The organism is Mesorhizobium vachelliae (genome assembly GCF_033977325.1).
Lineage (GTDB): Bacteria > Pseudomonadota > Alphaproteobacteria > Rhizobiales > Rhizobiaceae > Mesorhizobium > Mesorhizobium vachelliae.
Window position 1 is genome coordinate 48,169 of sequence record NZ_JAVIIR010000021.1, and the last position, 16,421, is coordinate 64,589.

Sequence of the window (16,421 nt, forward strand, 5' to 3'; positions counted from 1 at the left end):
GGCGGAGTAGCTGAAGTGTCACTTCTGCAGATCTACTTTAGAGCGCTGGGTTATCTGGCGGCCGACAAGAAGCGTGTGGCGCTGATTTGCGGCGCCAACGTCGCGCTCGCGGCAATCGCGATCCTCGAGCCCATCCTGCTGGGCCGGGTGATCGGTGCCATTTCCGAAAATGGCCCGGTGTTTTCGACGCTCGCCGTCTGGGCCGCTATCGGGGTCTTCAACGTCATTGCCTTCGTGCTGGTGGCGCGCGGCGCCGATCGCTTTGCCCATGCCCGCCGCTCCGAAGTCCTGTGCCAATCCTTCGAACGCGTCATCACCATGCCGCTCTCCTGGCACCACCAGCGCGGCACCTCCAATTCGCTGCACACGCTGCTGCGCGCGGTCGAGACCCTGTTCAGCCTGTGGCTCGAATTCATGCGCGTGCATCTCTCGACGGCCATCGCGCTGGTGCTGCTGGTGCCGACCGCGCTTGCCATGGACATCCGCATGTCCGTCGTGCTGCTTGGCCTCGGTGTGCTTTACGTCGGCATCGGCCGCGCCGTCATGCGGCGCACCAAGTCGGGGCAGACGGCCGTCGAGCGCCACTACCACACCGTCTTTGCGCATGTTTCCGACAGCGTCAGCAATGTCGCCGTGCTGCAGAGCTACAACCGCATCAGCCATGAGACCGCGACGTTGAAGCGTTACGTCAAGGATCTGCTCGACGCGCAGAACCCTGTGCTCGACTGGTGGGCGATCGCCAATGCGCTGAACCGCCTGTCCTCGACCATCTCGATGATGATCGTGCTGTCGATCGGCGCCTATCTCGTCACCCGTGGCCAGCTCCATGTCGGCGATGTCGTCGCCTTCACCGGCTTTGCCGGAATGCTGATCGCCCGTCTCGACCAGATGTCGGCTTTCACCACCCAGATTTCCGAGGCCCGCGCCAAGCTGGAGGACTTCTATCGTCTCGAGGACTCGGCCGCCGAGACCATCGAGCCGGATGGCCTGCGCGAGCTCACCAACGTCACCGGCCATGTGCGCTTCGAGGACGTCAGCTTCGAGTTCGCCAATTCCGGCCACGGCATCGAGGATGTCTCGTTCGAGGTCCAGGCCGGCCAGACGGTCGCTATCGTCGGTCCGACCGGCGCTGGCAAGACGACGCTCATCAATCTGTTGCAGCGGGTCTTCACGCCGTCCAGAGGCCGCATCCTGATCGACGGCGTCGATACCCGCACGGTGACCCGCAAGTCGCTGCGCCATTCGATCGCCACCGTCTTCCAGGACGCCGGCCTGCTCAACCGCTCTATCGAGGATAATATCCGCGTCGGCCGCGCCGATGCGAGCAATGACGAGGTGCACGCTGCCGCCAATGCCGCCGCTGCCCAGGACTTCATCCTCTCCAAGAGCGGCGGCTACGATACCGTCGTCGGCGAGCGCGGCGGCCAGCTCTCGGGCGGCGAGCGCCAGCGTATCGCCATCGCACGCGCCGTGCTCAAGGATGCCCCCATCCTGGTGCTCGACGAGGCGACCAGCGCGCTCGACGTCGAGACCGAGGACCGCGTCAAGGAAGCGATCGACGAGCTGCGCCGCAACCGCACGACCTTCATCATCGCCCACCGTCTGACCACGGTCCGCGACGCCGACCTCGTCGTCTTCATGGACAAGGGCAGGGTGGTCGAGATGGGCGGGTTCACCGAGCTGTCGCTGCGCAACGGCCGCTTCGCCGCCCTGCTGCGCGCCGGCGGCCTGCTCAACGACGAGGAAGTCCGCCGCCTCAGCCGTCCGGTGACGGAAGCGGCGTAATCCTGGGGCTCCACCTTCTCCCACAAGGGGAGAAGGAAAAACCTGCGACATCCGTCCAATTGCCCCAAACCTCATGCCGGTCTATTTAGGTCGGCATGAGCGATACCACCTCACGGCTTGCCGCATGGACCGATCTCGCCAACCCGACGCGCTTCGTCGGGCTGGCCGACAGGGTTATTCCATGGCTGGCAGTGGTCGCGGCGATCCTGCTCGCCGTCGGTCTCTATATGAGCTTCACTGCGCCCGAAGATTTCCAGCAGGGCATCACGGTGCGCATCATGTATATCCACGTGCCTTTCGCCTGGCTCGCCATGATGTGCTACACGATCATGGCGATCTCGGCGCTGGGCACGCTGGTCTGGCGCCATCCGCTGGCCGACGTGGCGCTGAAATCGGCGGCGCCGATCGGCGCCACCTTCACGGCTCTGGCGCTGATCACCGGCTCCATCTGGGGCAAGCCTATGTGGGGCACCTGGTGGGTCTGGGACGCGCGGCTGACCTCTGTCTTCGTGCTTTTCCTGATGTATCTCGGCATCATCGCGCTAACCCGCGCGCTGGACGATGCCGGCCGCGCCGCCTGGGCCGCCGCCATCATCACGCTGGTCGGCTTCATCAACATCCCGATCATCAAATTCTCGGTCGACTGGTGGAACACGCTGCACCAGCCGGCGTCGGTCTTCCGCCTCGGCGGCCCGACCATCGACCCATCGATGCTGTGGCCGCTGGCGGTGATGGCGCTGGGCTTCACCGTGCTGTTCTTCGCGCTGCATCTGATGGCGATGCGCACGGAGATTTTCCGGCGCCGGGTGACCGCGATGCGCAGGGTTGCGGCGCGGCAGGCCGCTTAACCTTCTCCCACAAGGGGAGAAGGAGAGGCGCTTCTCACCCCATCCGCCCCCGCGCCGCCACCGGCAACGTCTCCAGCGCCTTGTCACCGTCGATCAGATGCACTTGGTCGAACAGGTTCGTCACCACACAGCAATGGTCGGGCACGACGCGCACGCGCTCGCCGATGCGCAAGGCGGCGCCATCGGCAAGCGTGACGGTGCCGTGCTCTTCGCTCAATCCGGTCACGCGCGCGCCAGGAACGCCGAGCAGCTCGCCGAAATCCGGCAGGCCCAGCGTATCGGACGACAGCGCCTTGCTGCCGCTGTCGAGGATGGCGCGCGTCTCCGTGGGGTGGCTGACCACGGTTGCCAGCACCGTCAGCGCGCAATCGTCGAGCGTGCCGACGCCTCTCGCGACCTGGGAGCGGTCCATATAGATGTAAGTGCCCGGGCGGTACTCGGTGACGACGCTGTTCTGTCCCGAACGCCACATATCCGGCGTGCCGCCGCTGGAGATGCGTTGGCATTCCAGGCCGGCCGCCGCAAGCATGCCGCGCGCGGCCTTCAGCCAGGCGTCCGCCTCGGCGGCGCGCCCCGCCGCCGGATAGGTCATCAGCCCGCCGAAGCTGAGGCCCTTGGCTTTGTCGATCACCTTCGCCAGCGCCAGCGCTTCGTCGGAGCTCTGCACGCCGCAGCGGCCCATGCCGGTGTCGCACTCGACCAGAACCGATAGCGGATGTCCGGCATCGGTGAAGGCGGCGGCAAGCCCTTCCAGCGTCTCGTGGCTGTCCGCCGTCACCGACAGCGTGACGCGGCCATGCAGCGCCTTCAGCCGCTCCAGCTTGGCGCGGCCGAGGATGTTGTAGGGCAGGAAAATGTCGGTCAGCCCGGCATCGGCCATCACCTCGGCCTCGCCGATCTTCTGGCAGGTGATGCCGACGGCGCCGGCCGCGACCTGCTTCTTCGCCCAGTAAGGCAGCTTGTGCGTCTTGATATGCGGGCGCAGCTTCAACCCATGCGCGTCGGCATGCGCCTGCGCCTTATTGATGTTGGCTTCGGCGCGGGCCGCATCGATGAGGATCGCCGGCGTGTCGAGGTCGTCTATGCTTGGCATGGGATCACCGTCCAAAGCATGCCTGCCGATTCCGGCACAAGGACATGCGTTTCAAAAACCGACTGGGTTTATGGCCCCGATCCGGCCGGATGTCACGGGTCCAGAACTGCCGGTTTGCGTCGACAGCGGACCGGCATTGGGCTATTCGGAAGGTCGGAATTCAGCAGACAGCGGCCGGAAGGAAAAGAACCCATGAAGCGCTCCAAGATCAACGACATCATCCGCGAAGCCGACGCCTTCATCCGCTCCTTCGGCTATATCATGCCGCCCTTCGCCTATTGGTCGCCGGACGAGATGAAGGCGCACAAGGCCGATTCCTCCGCCATCTTCACCTCGCGCCTCGGCTGGGACATCACCGACTACGGCCAGGAGAAGTTCGACGATCTCGGCCTGTTCCTCTTCACCGTGCGCAACGGCCGCTATGAGGACATGAAGCTCGGCATGGGCATGCTCTATGCCGAGAAGATCATGATCTCGCGCAAGGACCAGCTCTCGCCGATGCACCGCCACAACATCAAGGCCGAGGACATCATCAACCGCGGCGGCGGCAAGCTGGTGCTGGAACTGTTCATGCACGACCGCGACGGCGGCATCGACCCGAAGGCCGAGGTCTCGGTGCCTGTCGACGGCACCATCACCAGATTGCCGGCCGGCGGCCTCCTGAAGCTCGATCCGGGCCAGAGCGTGACGCTGCTGCCCGGCGTCTGGCACGCCTTCTGGGCCGAAGGCAAGGACGTGCTGATCGGCGAGGTCTCGACCGTCAATGACGACCTCACCGACAACGTCTTCCGCGAGCCGATCGGCCGCTTCTCCAACATCGATGAAGATGTGGCGCCGCTGCATCTGCTGGTGTCGGACTATGAGAAGTGGGTGGGGTAGGGGAGGCCTAGTCGTCCCAATTCAGCTGCTGAAGGAACGTCCAGACACTGATAGTGCTGTCGTCTCGATCGCTCGTGCTGTGCAGCGTGAGGACAATATCCACGGCGGGCGGCGCTTTGATCATGACTGTGATCATGCGCGTCCCGTCGTCAGGTACGATCCCTATGCCTGAGGTCATTTCCCAATTTCCTCCGGCTTGCTGAAGCCGGGGAGAGGAATCTTCGAATTGCTCCCTCATCGATGCATCGTTTGGAAACGGTTCATCCGTGAGTTTTGCAAACTCCTCCCACGACCCGGAAACTGCTGCCCGAATGGCGCTTTCTATTCTGGCGCTCTCGGCTTGGCTGATTGTTTCAGACATACTGAGAACTCCAATCTATCGCGCGTACTTATCCGCCTTGCGGTTCCCGAGCAGCAGCTTGCGTTCGAGATGCGCCCGGAGCTCGCCGTAATAGGCGGTGAGAAATGCCTTTGAATCCACCGGCTCGACCCTGGCGCCGATCTTGCGGGCGATCGTCTCCGCCACCGCCTTCAGCGCGGAATAGTCGTCGCGGCGCAGCACTTCCTCCAGTTTCTGCAGCTCGGCGATGCCATAGGCGTCGAGCTGCGCGGGGCTGAACTGGAAGCGCGCGGCGACCGGGTCCTTGCGCAGCGAAAGGTCCTCGACCAGCGCCACTTTCGGCGCCTCGACAACCCAGGTGCCGGCGAGCAGGTCGCCGATCCTCAGCCGGTCGCGGTTGAACAGCGGAAACAGCGAGAACAGCAGCGCCCAGACCAGGCCGAAGATGGTCGTCAGCGTGTCGGCGACATCGGCGCTGGCGCGCGCGGCGAGGATCGACAGCGGCAGGAAAACTTCGATCTCGCGCATCAGGTTGCGCGCGATGACCTGGTCGAGCGTGAGGCCGGCGCCGCTGCGCGACGCGACTCTCACGCCGACCATGCGCTTGCCAGGTGTCGCTGCCCGCCGTCCCGCCTCGAAGGCGATGAAATAGATGTTGCGCAGGAAGAAGATGAAGATGATCCAGACGATGAACAGCGGCTCGGCATCCTGCACGCCAAGCCCGCCAAGGCCGAACAGCGCGACAAGGCTTACCACGACCGCCGCCACGGTGATGATCACGACGTCGAGCAGGAAGCCGGAAGCGCGGGTACCGGCGTCGGCGAGCTTCACCCTGAGGTCGACGCCCTCCGGCGTGACCAGCGGGCGGATCAGCGCTGCCGGGTCCTTGACCTTCGCTGCCCTAGCGGTCGCCATGCCGCACCATCCGGAACAGGTAGAAATAGCAGAGCCATAAAGCCAGCATGCCGCCGCCGATCGAATAGCGGACAATATCGCTGGTGATCGTCTGCCGACCGATGCCTTCCAGCAGTCCGGCGAAAAGCAGCATCACCGTGACGCCGATCATCGCGGTCGCCGCCACGCGCCCGGCCCGGGCGGCAGCGGCCATGCGGGTCAGCTCGCCGGGAAAGGCGATGCTGGTGCCGATGCGCATGCCGGCGGCACCCGCAATCGCGATGGCGAACAGTTCCGTCGTGCCGTGGATCGAAAGCCAGCCGCCGAGCTCGAAGCCCAGGCTCTTGGCGGCATAGATCTGGAAAATGGCGCCGAGCATGCAGCCATTCATAAGGATGATCAGCACGCTGGGCACAGCGAAGGCGAAGCCCAGCGCGAAGGCCAGGATCGAGACCTGCGTGTTGTGGGTGAAGAGATAGGCGGCAAAGCCCGACAGGAAATGGTCGCCGCCGCCGTAAAGCACGGCCCGCAGCGTCTCGGCCGAGGAATCCGGGTTGCGTCCGCCCGCCAGGCTCGGCGCGATGATGGCGTCGTACCAGCGCTTGTCGGAGGCGACCAGCCAATAGCCGGCAATCGCGCCGATCACCGTCAGCCCGACCGATGTCCACACCTCGCGCCACAGGTCGCGGATCGCCGCCGGCCAATCGTGCAGGAAGAAGTCGCCGATGCGGGTTCTTAAAGATCGCCGCGCGCCGTAGAGGTAGAAATAGCCGCGCAGGCATAGCGCTTCGAGATAAGCGATCAGCGCACGGTCGAGCGAGGTCGCGCGCGCCACCGAAAGCGATGACAGCGCCGAGCGGTAGAGCAGCGGCAGCGACAGGAGCTCGTCTTCCGACAACGCACGGGGCGCACGCTTCTCGACGCGCGCCAGCAGCGCCTCGAAGGCTTTCCAGTCGGCCTCGCGCTCCTGGCGGAAGCTTGCCAGCGACTGGCGCACCGCATCGGTGCCGGCGGACAGCGTCATAGGAGGTTCTCCTCCTTGAGCTGGATATAGCGCTCGACCAGCGCCGGGCCGAGCCGTTGATGGTCGGCCTCGATGACATGCGCGCCGAGCAGCCGGAGCCTGCCGATCACCACCTGCCGCTGCCGCAAGAGGTCGCCGGCGATGACGGAGCGGGCGACGTCCTCCGGCGCCGCCGGCGCCATGTCGGCCAGCGTTTCCAGTTCGACGTCCCGCATCAGCATGAACAGCACCAGATGCCGCTCGGTCAGCCGGCCCACGGTGCGCAGCATCAGCTCGGCGCTGATCGGATCGACGAAATCGGTGAAGACGATGACCAGTGAGCGCCGGTCGAGCCTGGCCGAAAGCGTGGTGAGCGCCAGGGTGAAGTTGGTCTCCTCGGTCGAATAGTCGATCTCGGCAGCGCGCTTCTGGATCATGGTGAAGCTCGGCGAGCCGCGCACCGCGCCGCTGGAGACGCGCGGCCTGGCATCGAAGGAGAACAGGCTGACGAGGTCGCCGCCCTTGAGCGCGATGAAGGCCGACAGAAGTGCTGCCGTCACGGCGCGGTCGACTTTCGGCACGCCATCGACCGGCTCGCACATCAGGCGGCCGCTATCGATGGCCAGAACGATGTTGTTGTTCTCTTCGATCCGGAATTCGCGCGCCAGAAGCTTGCCGTGGCGGGCGCTGCGCTTCCAGTCGATCATGCGCCGGCCCATGCCGGGCTGGTAATCCTTCAGCGCCTCGAACTCGCGGCCCTGGCCGGCGCGCTTCTGCGCGTGCCCGTCGGCAAGGGCGGAGCGCTGCAGAAGCGTGATCGCCTCGTCGCGCGCGCTGTTGACGTTGGGCAGCACCGCAACCTTGCGGTCGACCGGCAGCACGACCTGGTTCCAGACCAGTCCGAACGGGCCCTGCCAGCGCAGCCACAGCCGGTCGAAACTGGCGATGCCGCGGCGGATGGCCTCGAATTCGAGATCGAGCGTGCCGCCATTGGCCGGCAGCGCGCCGCCGGTGCCCGCGACCGGCAGCAGCCGCTGGTCGTGCCCGACACGCGCCTGCAGGCGTCGTAGCTTTGCCCCGACACCTGCCGCGATGTGCAACGTGAAGCGCCCGCCGATGCCCACCTGCGACGGCGCTGTCAGCGTCGCATCGAGCGAGGCGCGGCCGCGGCCCGCGGCGGCGTCCACCGCCAGGAAGGCAAGCAGCACGCAGATCCACAACAGGCCGAGATACCAGATAGAGGGCAGCGCAAGCGCGATCAGGAAGGCGGGGATCGCTCCCGCCGCCGCCGCCCAGACCGCTCTTCCGCTCGGATAGATCAACGCGGCGCTTCCGTATGGTCGACAAGGTCGGAGACGATCTGCTCGACCAGCCGCCCGTCGATCTGCGCGGCCGGCGAGAGAACGACGCGGTGGCGCAGCGCCGGCACCGCCAGCGCCTTGACGTCGTCGGGGATGACGTAGTTGCGGCCGTCGAGCGCCGCCCTGGCGCGCGCGGCCCGCGCCAGCATGGCGCCCGCGCGCGGGCTGGCGCCGACCTCGAGGTCGGGGCTTTCGCGCGTGCCGCGCACGAGTGCCGCGATATAGCCGACGACATCGTCGACCAGCGTGACGTCGCCGACCGTCGCAAGTGCGGCTTCCAGCGTCTTGCGGTCGGTCCGCGCCTTGATGCCGTATTGCTCGATATCGTGCGAAGCCGAGCCGCCGTGATGGACGATGATGGCGCGCTCTTCCGCGAGATCCGGATAGCTCACCCGATGCTTGAACAGGAAGCGGTCGAGTTGCGCTTCGGGCAGGGGATAGACGCCCTGATGCTCGATCGGGTTCTGCGTCGCCACGACCATGAAATTCCGGCCGAGCGAATGGGTGGTGCCGTCGAAGGTGACGGCGTGCTCCTGCATGGCCTCGAGCAGGGCGGCTTGCGTCTTCGGCGGCGTGCGGTTGATTTCGTCGGCGAGAAGCAGGTCGCAGAAGATTGGGCCGCGCGTCAGCGTGAACTGCCCGGTCTGGAAATTGTAGATGTTGGAGCCGACGATATCGCCGGGCATCAGGTCGGGCGTGAACTGGATGCGGCCATAGGCGACGCCGAGCGCCTGCGCGAAGCAGCGCGCCGTCATGGTCTTGGCGGTGCCTGGCGGGCCTTCGAGCAGGATATGCCCACCGGCGAACAGCGCCGTCAGCATCAGGTCGACGGTGTCGCGTTGCCCCGTGATCGCCTTCGCCACTTCTTCCCTGATCGCGCCCGCCAGGGCTTTCACTTCATCGACGTTCACCGAGCCTCCTTGCCGTCCAGTCATGCAGCTTTCCCGCTGCGTCATGCATTCCGGCCAAACTGTTGGAATCGTTCACTGCCTTGAACCGCGCGGTAAAGCCGTGCGCTTCGCTTTTGTCGCGGGAGTCCAGCCAGCGGTCGAGCGCCTCGCCCTGCAGCCCATGCGGCGCGCCGAGCAGCGCGGCGGCGCGTTGGCGCATCAGCGCCGCGTAGCGGTCGCCAAGCTCTTGCAGCCGCCCGGCGCGCCTGAGCAGCATCGCCGTGGTGTCGACCAGCGCCCGCTTGCCGAAGGCGATGGCGCGGCCCTCGGCGCGCGGCGGGCCGAAACGGCCGAGCCCGTGCAGGAAGGCGAGCGCGGCCGCCACCAGCACCGACAGCGTCAGCGCCAGGAAGGGCGGTTCGACCAGAAGCTTGGCGAGATCGTATTTCTGGCCGATGCCGTGCAGCGTCAGGTCGAACATGACGGCGCCCTTGGCAGGCTCGATCATGGCGATCATGTCGAGCGCGGCGGCTGCCGTCTGCTCGTCCTTCAGCCCGGCATTGTTGATGAAATCTGGATCGGTAAGGATGTAGAAGGGCTCGTTGTCGAGCTCGGTCAGGATGGCCCTGCCGTCGCCGGCCGCGATCAGCGGATGGTCGTCCGGCACCCATTGCAGCTCGTCCGGCGCGGGCACCGTGCGGCCGGCGATATTGAGCTGCGGGAGCGTGTTCCTTGCCTCGCCGAGCTTCGCCTTGGCGATGCGGCCGAGCCAGTCGTTGACGACCGAATTGGGCAGCCGCTCGACCTTGGTCTCCCAGCCGTCATGGCCGAACAAGGGAAAGGTCTGCCACTTCGGCAGGACGAACAGCGTGTCCTTGCCCGATCGCGCTTTGATGATGCGGTCGAGCGCGGCCGGGTCGCTGCCCGGCGCGATGGTGACGACGAGCAGGAACGCGGATGCCAGCGGGGATTCGAGGTCCTTCTCGCCGCGTTCCATCGGCGGCGCCTGCCCGTTGGTCAGCTTCAGCCATTCGACAAGCCCGGCATAACCGGTGCCGCCCTTCGAAAACGGCGTGCCGCCGCCTTCGGGCTCGCGGAAATCGGGGGCATAGGTGGACAAGAGGAAAAACCCGGCCGCCGCTAGCAGGCTGGCGAAAATGCCCCAGAACAAGGTTCTGCGGCTGAACGGTTCTTGCCCTGCCCCCGTCACCTGCGCGGTCATGCCCAGGCATCCCGGAAGGCGAAACGCTCATACGCGCCGCGCGCCTGCCGCCAGCCCTCGGCGCCGACGGGACGGCGGGCGAACAAGGCTGCCTCGACGATGCGGGCGATCTCGCTGAAGGCGGCGCGGGGCCGGGTGGGGATGGAGCCGGCGGCGGCGATATCGCGCGCGGTGAGCGACGGACGCAGGAAGTCGGGCAGCCGCGTGGCGATGTCGGCGACGCTGCGGCGCAACAGAAGATGCACAGCCTCGTCAAACTCGCCGCGCGCGGCAAGCGCATCGGCCTCGGAGAGCAGGATCTGGGCAGCACCCGCGTCAGGCCGCCATTCTTCCTTCGCTTCGGTCTCCTCGCGTTTCCGCCGCCACGGCAGGCGCCAGGCGATGCCTTTGGCCTCGAGGAAAAGCAGGAAGGCAATGATCGCGACGCCGATGATCACCGCGCCCCAGAACAGATAGATCATATAGGGACCGAGCTTTGCCAGGCCGTCGAGAAACGGCTTCAGCCACTCCGGCGGCTCGGGCCGCACATAGGTTGGCAGCCCGAACTGGATCGAATCGCCGGCCAGCAGCTGCTTGTGCAACTGCGCCAGCCGTCCGGCATCTTCCGTCCCTGCGGCCGTCACCCGCTCGTTCCCCCTGCAACCTGCGGTTCGGGCCCGACACTGGCAATACCCCATGACAATTGCAAGCGCACTGGACGTAACCCGTCAATCTTGGCAAATTTACTTTGAAGTCAGCGATTGGATACGGCGGTGACTCGGGGGAAATTATCATGACCACTGCGACATTGGGACGACCCGGCAGGTTCGAGATCGGCAGGGTATTCAGCAACACCTTCGGCGTGATTGGGCGAAACATCGGACTTTGCGTCGGGTTGGCGGCGCTGTTCGCGGGGCTGCCGACATTGCTGATCCGGATGGCGACCCAGCCGCAGATCAATGCAATTCTGCAAACGGATCCGGGTGCCACGCCGGATCCAAGCGCGGCATTTCGCAATTCCTACATCACCGTCATCGCCGGCCTGATCTCGTTTGTGTTCACGCTGCTGCTGCAATCTGCGCTGGTGCGGGCGACCATCGAGGATCTCAACGGCAAGCGGCCGTCCTTCGGCGACTGCATCCAGATTGCGATCCGCTTTCTGCTGCCGACTCTGGCGATCGGTATTCTCGTCGCTATCGGCGCCGGTATCGGCCTGGTACTGCTGATCGTGCCGGGCATCATCCTCTGGCTCGGCTGGTCGATGTCGGTGCCCGTCCTGATCCAGGAGCGGCGGGGCGTTTTCGGCTCGATGTCGCGCAGCCGGGCTCTGACCAAGGGCAGCCGCTGGGCGCTTTTCGGCCTATTCCTCATTCTCATCATCATCGCTATGATCATCCAGTGGGGGATATTGCTTGTTCTCGTGCTGTTCGGCGGCATCATCGCCGAGATCGGGGCCGCGCTGGTGCAGACCGTGGTGTCGATGGTGCTGTCGATCGCAACGGCGGTGAGCTACGTCGAGCTGCGCCAGGCGAAGGAAGGTGCAAGCATCGACGAACTGGCGGAGATCTTCTCGTAGCGGATGGCGCCATCGTCCTGGTGCGACAACAAACCTAATGACAACAGCAATGGTCCGCTAGCACGCTCGTCCTGCAGAGGCAGGACGAGGTGATCGCCACATCCGCCTTGGCCAGCGCCGCGGCAAGCTTCGCCTCTAGTCCCGGCAGTTCCTCCGTCTCGCCGCGCCGCTTCAGGCATTCGACCAGCCCGTGCAGCGCCCAGACATTGTCCGGGTGCTGGGCGCAGCACTGCACGGCGCCGCTCAGGCCAAGATCGTCGCGATAGACCTGCTCTGCTTCCGCCGCATAGCCCTGGTCGAGCAAAAGCGCTGCCAGCGCGTGGCGGGGCGGATGCATCCAGGCCCACGGCTCTGTGTAGGATAAATTGTCGTCGAGCTCGACCGCGCGGCGCAGATGCCGGTAGGCCTCGTCATGCCGGCCCCGGTGATAGGCGAGCTCGCCATCGAGCAGCGCTGCGCCTACCGCCAGCGAGGCTTTTGTCGGGTTGCTGAGGAAGCGGCGCTCCGACGGAATGCTGTCGATTTGCCGGCTAAATAGTTCGCGTTCGCACTCGGCGGAAGCGAAGTCGCGCAGCGTCGCGTGCGCCACGCCCTTGGCGTAATGCTGCAGCGCGCTGGTCACCACATAGAGGTCGGGCTCGTCGTTCATCGGCTCGTCGATGATCTCGCGCCAGCGCCCGAAGCGTACCTGCACATGCGACTTCATCGCGTGATAGCCCTCGACCGTCTGCGTCAGCTTGGGCCGCTCGGGAATGCTGACGACATCGCGCGTCACCAGGCTGCGCACCTTGTCGGCCGCCCACAACGCCGGTCGGTATTGGCCAAGGAACATACAGGTGAACATCATAAGATGCAGGTCGTGGCAGCATCCAAGCAGGTAGTAGGTCGGCTCGCCGGCATAGGCGAGGTAGAGGTCGTTGGCGCGCACCGCCTTCTCGCTGGCAATCTTCGCCTTCTCATACGCGCCGCACAGCACGTAAATGTGCCCCGGCATGTGGTTCATGTGGCCGGCATCCGGGCACATCGTGCCCAGCCGCTCCGCCGAGCGCATGCCGCGCTCGGGCTGCGTCGACATTTCAAGCAGATGGATATGCAGATGGAGCGCCGCTGGATGAGGCGCGGTGCCTGCCTCGTCCGAGAGGCTGATCGAACGCTCGCAGATCTCCAGCGCCTCCAGCACGTCGGAATTCGGTGCAGGCGCACCGGTCTTGAGGTTCCACAGGCGCCGCACCGTGCGCATCATCAGCGCCTCGACCGTCAGCGCCATCACGTCATGATCGTCCGGGAACGCGCGATAGACTTGCCGCATCGCGGCGGCATAGGCGTCGTCCCATCTTTCGAATTCCGTCGCGCTCACGCCCTGCGGCTGCTGGAAGCGGGCGGCCAGCGCCTCGATAAGCCGCTGTTCGACAGGGCTCGCGCTCGCCGCGTTGGCTTGCGCCAGCCGCATATGCTCGAAGCAGCGCCTGGCGACACGGTCGGCCTCGGCCTTGCCATGCTCCTTCCAGGTGAGATTGTAGAAAGGCCCGGCGGCATAGGCGATGCCCCAATGCACGAAGGCACAAGCTGGATCGGCCTCCAGCGCCTTCTCGAAGCATTTGATGCCTTCCTCGTGGTTGAAGCCGTAGCACCAGTTCAGCCCGATATCGAACCAGCGCTGGGTTTCGGTGGAGGACGTGGAAATGGGGCGGTGATAGGTGCCGAGATCAAAATGGTCCATGGTTTCGCGCACGCTTTGACCGAGCGGAGAGAGATTAGATAAAATGCGAGGCAAGCTGCTTCACTGGATCTTTATCCGGTCGGACCAAAAGCCAGAAAATCAAGCCGATAGCACCCCCGTATATCCCCACCAAGGCGCATGTATTTAAGACTGGGCCGATCTCGTACCATGACCGCCACCGAGCGAGGCACAGGGCAAACAATGGAGCGAAAACCGCCAGAAAGCCGACGGCAGCGTATATCCAAAAAAACTGCCAACGCTTCCGCTTTAGGATGTGGAAGGCAGGGATTCCGACTATTGCCTCCAGAAAATAGAATACGAGGCACATGAATATGAAGCTCGATAGCGCCGTCATCTGGGGACGGTGCATATGTAGATTGTAGCCAGCCACTGCCGCTGGGATAATTGGCGCAAGAAAGAAAGCCCAACGGGCACGCATCAAAATACTCCCTGTCTGCATAAGTCCTTCGGCGGACCCTAGGGGGACGCGTCAGATTACAGACAGATGAGCAATTGCCGTGTCAAGGCAAACAACCCTAGGTGGGTTGTCCAGACCTGTGATTTGGATGTGTGCCCGAGCGACTTTGTCGCTCGGGGTGCCGCCTAATTTACATGGCCGTCCCGGGAGGATCAGGACTCCAGCCAGACCTTCTCGAAATGCTGCTCGAGCGCCTGGTGCTGCTCGCAGCCCTGCACGCCCTTGCGGTAGGTGCGGTAGACCGAGCGCCAGTAGGGCTGGATGATGATGCCGGAGTCGCGCAGGTTCGTCTCGATCTTGGCCATGATCTCCTTGCGTTTTGCGGCGTCCGGCGTCGCCAGCGCTTTATCGAGAAGCTCGTCGAACTCCTTGTTCGAATAGGCGCTTTCGTTCCAGGCGCCGCCCGATTTGTAGGCCAAAGCCAGCACCTGCACGCCGAGCGGGCGGCCGAGCCATTCGGTGCAGGAATAGGGGAATTTCGCCCAGTCGTTCCAGAAGGTCGCGGCCGGCAGCACAGTGCGCTTTATCTTGAAGCCCGCCTCGCGGATTTGCGCTGCGATTGCGTCGGCGGTGCTCTTTTGCCATTCGATGTCGACCGAAATCAGCTCATATTCGTGGTCGGCCTTGCCGGATTCCGACATCAGCTTCTTGGCCTGGTCGACATCTTGCTTGGCCGGGCCGATATCGGCGAATTCCGGATGCATCGGCCCGACATGGTGGTTGTCGGCGGGTTTTCCACGGCCATCGATACCGAGCTTCAGCACCGCCGCATTGTCGACGGCAAGCTGGGCAGCGCGGCGCACCTTGACGTCGTCATAGGGCGCGTTGGAGACATTGAAGCGCGCGACGATGGTCGAGCCGGTGGCGATCTCGGAATTCAGCAGGCCCATCTTATCGGTCTGCGACACGGCATCCGACGTGGTCTCGTGGTCGGTGTCGATCTCGCCGGATTCAAAGGCCGACAGCGTGGCGTTGGGATCGGAGCCGTAGTCGACCCATTTGATGCCGTCGAGATAGAACTCGCCCTTCCACCAGGGCTTGTCCTTGCGCTTCACCTCGGCGCCCGTCTCGGCGTCCCAGCTGACCAACTCGCATGGGCCGGTGGTGATCGCCAGAGCCTTCTTCGGGTCGCCGTCGCCCTCATAGGAGCGGTGCATGATCAGCGCCGGATAGTCGGCCATGCCGGCAATCAGCGAGATGTCGGGCTTGGGCAGGTTGAGCTTGACGGTGTAGTCGTCGACCTTCTGGATGCCGCCATCGACCGGCTTCTTGGTGCCGGCATCGACCAGCGCGCCCATGCGGGCCGCGACCGAATTGCCGGCGACCGAGGCGTCGCACCAGCGGTTGAGATTATGGATCACGTCGTCGGCGTTGAAAGTGTCGCCGTTCGACCATGTGATGCCCTTGCGCACATGAAGCGTGATCGTCTTGGCGTCGTCGCTGGTCTCCCAGCTTTCCAAGAGCCAGGGTTCGAAAGAGAAGTCGGTTTTCCAGCGCACCAGATATTCGTTGCAGTGGCGCGCGACATTCGACATCTCGACGCCGTCGAAGGTGCGCGGGTCCTTGAAACCTTTGACGTTCATCGCCACGCGCAGCACGCCGCCCTTTTTCGGCTCGGCGGCACGGGCAGGCGAGGGCGCGATACCGCCCAGCGCCATCGCGCCGGCGGCGCTGACGCCGAGGCCTGCCATCAAAGCCAGATATTCGCGCCGGCTGATCGCGCCCGCCTTGAAATCGTTGGCGGTAGGCTTGGCCTGCGGGTGCAGTTTTCTGTCGGTCAGCATGAATTTCATCGTCGTTCCCTCTGTTGTTGGGCGCCCCGGGATCGCCAGGCGCGGGGGCGGATGCGACCGCCAGGGCGCCGTTGCCTGCGAGGGAATGATAGGTCCGCTTCTCCCGGCGAAATGTTTGGTTTTCCGCAGTTCTTGTGCGCTGTTCCGCAAGGGCGGTACAGCCGATCTCCCCTTGTGGGCAGGGCAGTCGCCTATGGCAGCGCTGGCCCCCGCTCCGTCTCGGCGCTGCGCGCCGAGCCACCTCTCCCCCATTTCATGGGGGCGAGGAAACGCCAACCGGCGAGGGCGCGACCTTCGCAAGCCTGGGTTCCTCGCCCCCGCCAAAGGCGGGGGAGAGGTGGCTCGGCGAAGCCGAGACGGAGAGGGGGAGCGCCATATGCGATTGGCCTGCCCTTGTGGGGGAGATGCCCGGCAGGGAGAGGGGGACGCTGTCCCGCCAGCATCTCAGCGGGTAGTGTGCTGAGAGTTCTGCAAATTCGCCGAGAGAGGGCGGTCATGGCAGGCTGGTGATTGTTCACGTCACCGATTCCCGCGAAGGAACGCCACCATGACCAAGACTG

General features: G+C 64.8%; 14 protein-coding genes. 4 read left to right on the plus strand and 10 right to left on the minus strand.

Annotation, left to right across the window (positions count from 1 at the left end):
* Positions 1-15 precede the first annotated feature (15 nt).
* Positions 16-1,785 carry a glucan ABC transporter ATP-binding protein/ permease gene (locus RFM41_RS30685; protein WP_320253033.1) on the plus strand — a complete coding sequence of 590 codons (1,770 nt, stop codon included), beginning with the start codon at positions 16-18 and terminating at the stop codon, positions 1,783-1,785.
* A gap of 95 nt (positions 1,786-1,880) precedes the next feature.
* Positions 1,881-2,633, plus strand: a complete 753-nt coding sequence (locus RFM41_RS30690; RefSeq protein WP_320253032.1) for a heme ABC transporter permease — start codon at positions 1,881-1,883, stop codon at positions 2,631-2,633.
* A 34-nt stretch (positions 2,634-2,667) separates the two neighbouring features.
* On the opposite strand, the gene RFM41_RS30695 is transcribed toward RFM41_RS30690, so the two are convergent.
* Entirely contained in the window at positions 2,668-3,726 is a 1,059-nt protein-coding gene (locus RFM41_RS30695; protein ID WP_320253031.1) for a D-TA family PLP-dependent enzyme, read from the minus strand.
* 192 nt (positions 3,727-3,918) lie between these two features.
* On the opposite strand from RFM41_RS30695, the gene RFM41_RS30700 reads away from it, so the two are divergent.
* Positions 3,919-4,605: a D-lyxose/D-mannose family sugar isomerase gene (locus RFM41_RS30700; protein WP_320253030.1), complete on the plus strand. Its 687-nt coding sequence runs from the start codon at positions 3,919-3,921 to the stop codon at positions 4,603-4,605.
* Positions 4,606-4,612: 7 nt separating this feature from the next.
* Here RFM41_RS30700 and RFM41_RS30705 read toward each other — a convergent pair whose 3' ends face one another.
* From RFM41_RS30705 to RFM41_RS30735, 7 genes are read right to left on the minus strand one after another with little or no spacing between them, the layout of a single operon-like run.
* Positions 4,613-4,966 (minus strand): hypothetical protein, encoded by a 354-nt coding sequence (locus tag RFM41_RS30705; RefSeq protein WP_320253029.1) that lies wholly within the window; start codon positions 4,964-4,966, stop codon positions 4,613-4,615.
* 15 nt (positions 4,967-4,981) lie between these two features.
* Positions 4,982-5,860, minus strand: coding sequence for an RDD family protein (locus tag RFM41_RS30710; RefSeq protein ID WP_320253028.1), 879 nt, complete (start codon positions 5,858-5,860; stop codon positions 4,982-4,984).
* Positions 5,847-6,863 carry a stage II sporulation protein M gene (locus RFM41_RS30715; RefSeq protein WP_320253027.1) on the minus strand — a complete coding sequence of 339 codons (1,017 nt, stop codon included), beginning with the start codon at positions 6,861-6,863 and terminating at the stop codon, positions 5,847-5,849. The genes RFM41_RS30710 and RFM41_RS30715 overlap by 14 nt, the downstream gene beginning before the upstream one ends.
* A complete protein-coding gene (locus tag RFM41_RS30720; protein WP_320253026.1) occupies positions 6,860-8,164 on the minus strand; it encodes a DUF58 domain-containing protein in 1,305 nt (434 codons plus the stop codon). The genes RFM41_RS30715 and RFM41_RS30720 overlap by 4 nt, the downstream gene beginning before the upstream one ends.
* Positions 8,161-9,114, minus strand: a complete 954-nt coding sequence (locus RFM41_RS30725; protein WP_320253025.1) for an AAA family ATPase — start codon at positions 9,112-9,114, stop codon at positions 8,161-8,163. Before RFM41_RS30725 ends, RFM41_RS30720 begins: the two co-directional genes overlap by 4 nt.
* Positions 9,101-10,315, minus strand: coding sequence for a DUF4350 domain-containing protein (locus RFM41_RS30730; protein ID WP_320253024.1), 1,215 nt, complete (start codon positions 10,313-10,315; stop codon positions 9,101-9,103). Before RFM41_RS30730 ends, RFM41_RS30725 begins: the two co-directional genes overlap by 14 nt.
* Positions 10,312-10,938, minus strand: coding sequence for a DUF4129 domain-containing protein (locus RFM41_RS30735; protein WP_320253023.1), 627 nt, complete (start codon positions 10,936-10,938; stop codon positions 10,312-10,314). Before RFM41_RS30735 ends, RFM41_RS30730 begins: the two co-directional genes overlap by 4 nt.
* Positions 10,939-11,087: 149 nt before the next feature.
* Between RFM41_RS30735 and RFM41_RS30740 the strand changes: the two genes are divergently transcribed.
* Positions 11,088-11,870: a YciC family protein gene (locus tag RFM41_RS30740; protein WP_320253022.1), complete on the plus strand. Its 783-nt coding sequence runs from the start codon at positions 11,088-11,090 to the stop codon at positions 11,868-11,870.
* A gap of 34 nt (positions 11,871-11,904) precedes the next feature.
* On the opposite strand, the gene RFM41_RS30745 is transcribed toward RFM41_RS30740, so the two are convergent.
* Positions 11,905-13,590 (minus strand): tetratricopeptide repeat protein, encoded by a 1,686-nt coding sequence (locus RFM41_RS30745; RefSeq protein WP_320253021.1) that lies wholly within the window; start codon positions 13,588-13,590, stop codon positions 11,905-11,907.
* 630 nt (positions 13,591-14,220) lie between these two features.
* Positions 14,221-15,861, minus strand: a complete 1,641-nt coding sequence (locus tag RFM41_RS30750; RefSeq protein WP_320253020.1) for an ABC transporter substrate-binding protein — start codon at positions 15,859-15,861, stop codon at positions 14,221-14,223.
* Positions 15,862-16,421 lie beyond the last annotated feature (560 nt).

What these genes read in the sequence shown, in the direction of transcription:
- RFM41_RS30690 (WP_320253032.1), top strand. Translation starts at nt 1,881, where the DNA reads ATGAGCGATACCACCTCACGGCTTGCCGCATGGACCGATCTCGCCAAC.
- RFM41_RS30695 (WP_320253031.1), bottom strand. Translation starts at nt 3,726, where the DNA reads ATGCCAAGCATAGACGACCTCGACACGCCGGCGATCCTCATCGATGCG.
- RFM41_RS30700 (WP_320253030.1), top strand. Translation starts at nt 3,919, where the DNA reads ATGAAGCGCTCCAAGATCAACGACATCATCCGCGAAGCCGACGCCTTC.
- RFM41_RS30705 (WP_320253029.1), bottom strand. Translation starts at nt 4,966, where the DNA reads ATGTCTGAAACAATCAGCCAAGCCGAGAGCGCCAGAATAGAAAGCGCC.
- RFM41_RS30710 (WP_320253028.1), bottom strand. Translation starts at nt 5,860, where the DNA reads ATGGCGACCGCTAGGGCAGCGAAGGTCAAGGACCCGGCAGCGCTGATC.
- RFM41_RS30715 (WP_320253027.1), bottom strand. Translation starts at nt 6,863, where the DNA reads ATGACGCTGTCCGCCGGCACCGATGCGGTGCGCCAGTCGCTGGCAAGC.
- RFM41_RS30730 (WP_320253024.1), bottom strand. Translation starts at nt 10,315, where the DNA reads ATGACCGCGCAGGTGACGGGGGCAGGGCAAGAACCGTTCAGCCGCAGA.
- RFM41_RS30740 (WP_320253022.1), top strand. Translation starts at nt 11,088, where the DNA reads ATGACCACTGCGACATTGGGACGACCCGGCAGGTTCGAGATCGGCAGG.
- RFM41_RS30745 (WP_320253021.1), bottom strand. Translation starts at nt 13,590, where the DNA reads ATGGACCATTTTGATCTCGGCACCTATCACCGCCCCATTTCCACGTCC.
- RFM41_RS30750 (WP_320253020.1), bottom strand. Translation starts at nt 15,861, where the DNA reads ATGAAATTCATGCTGACCGACAGAAAACTGCACCCGCAGGCCAAGCCT.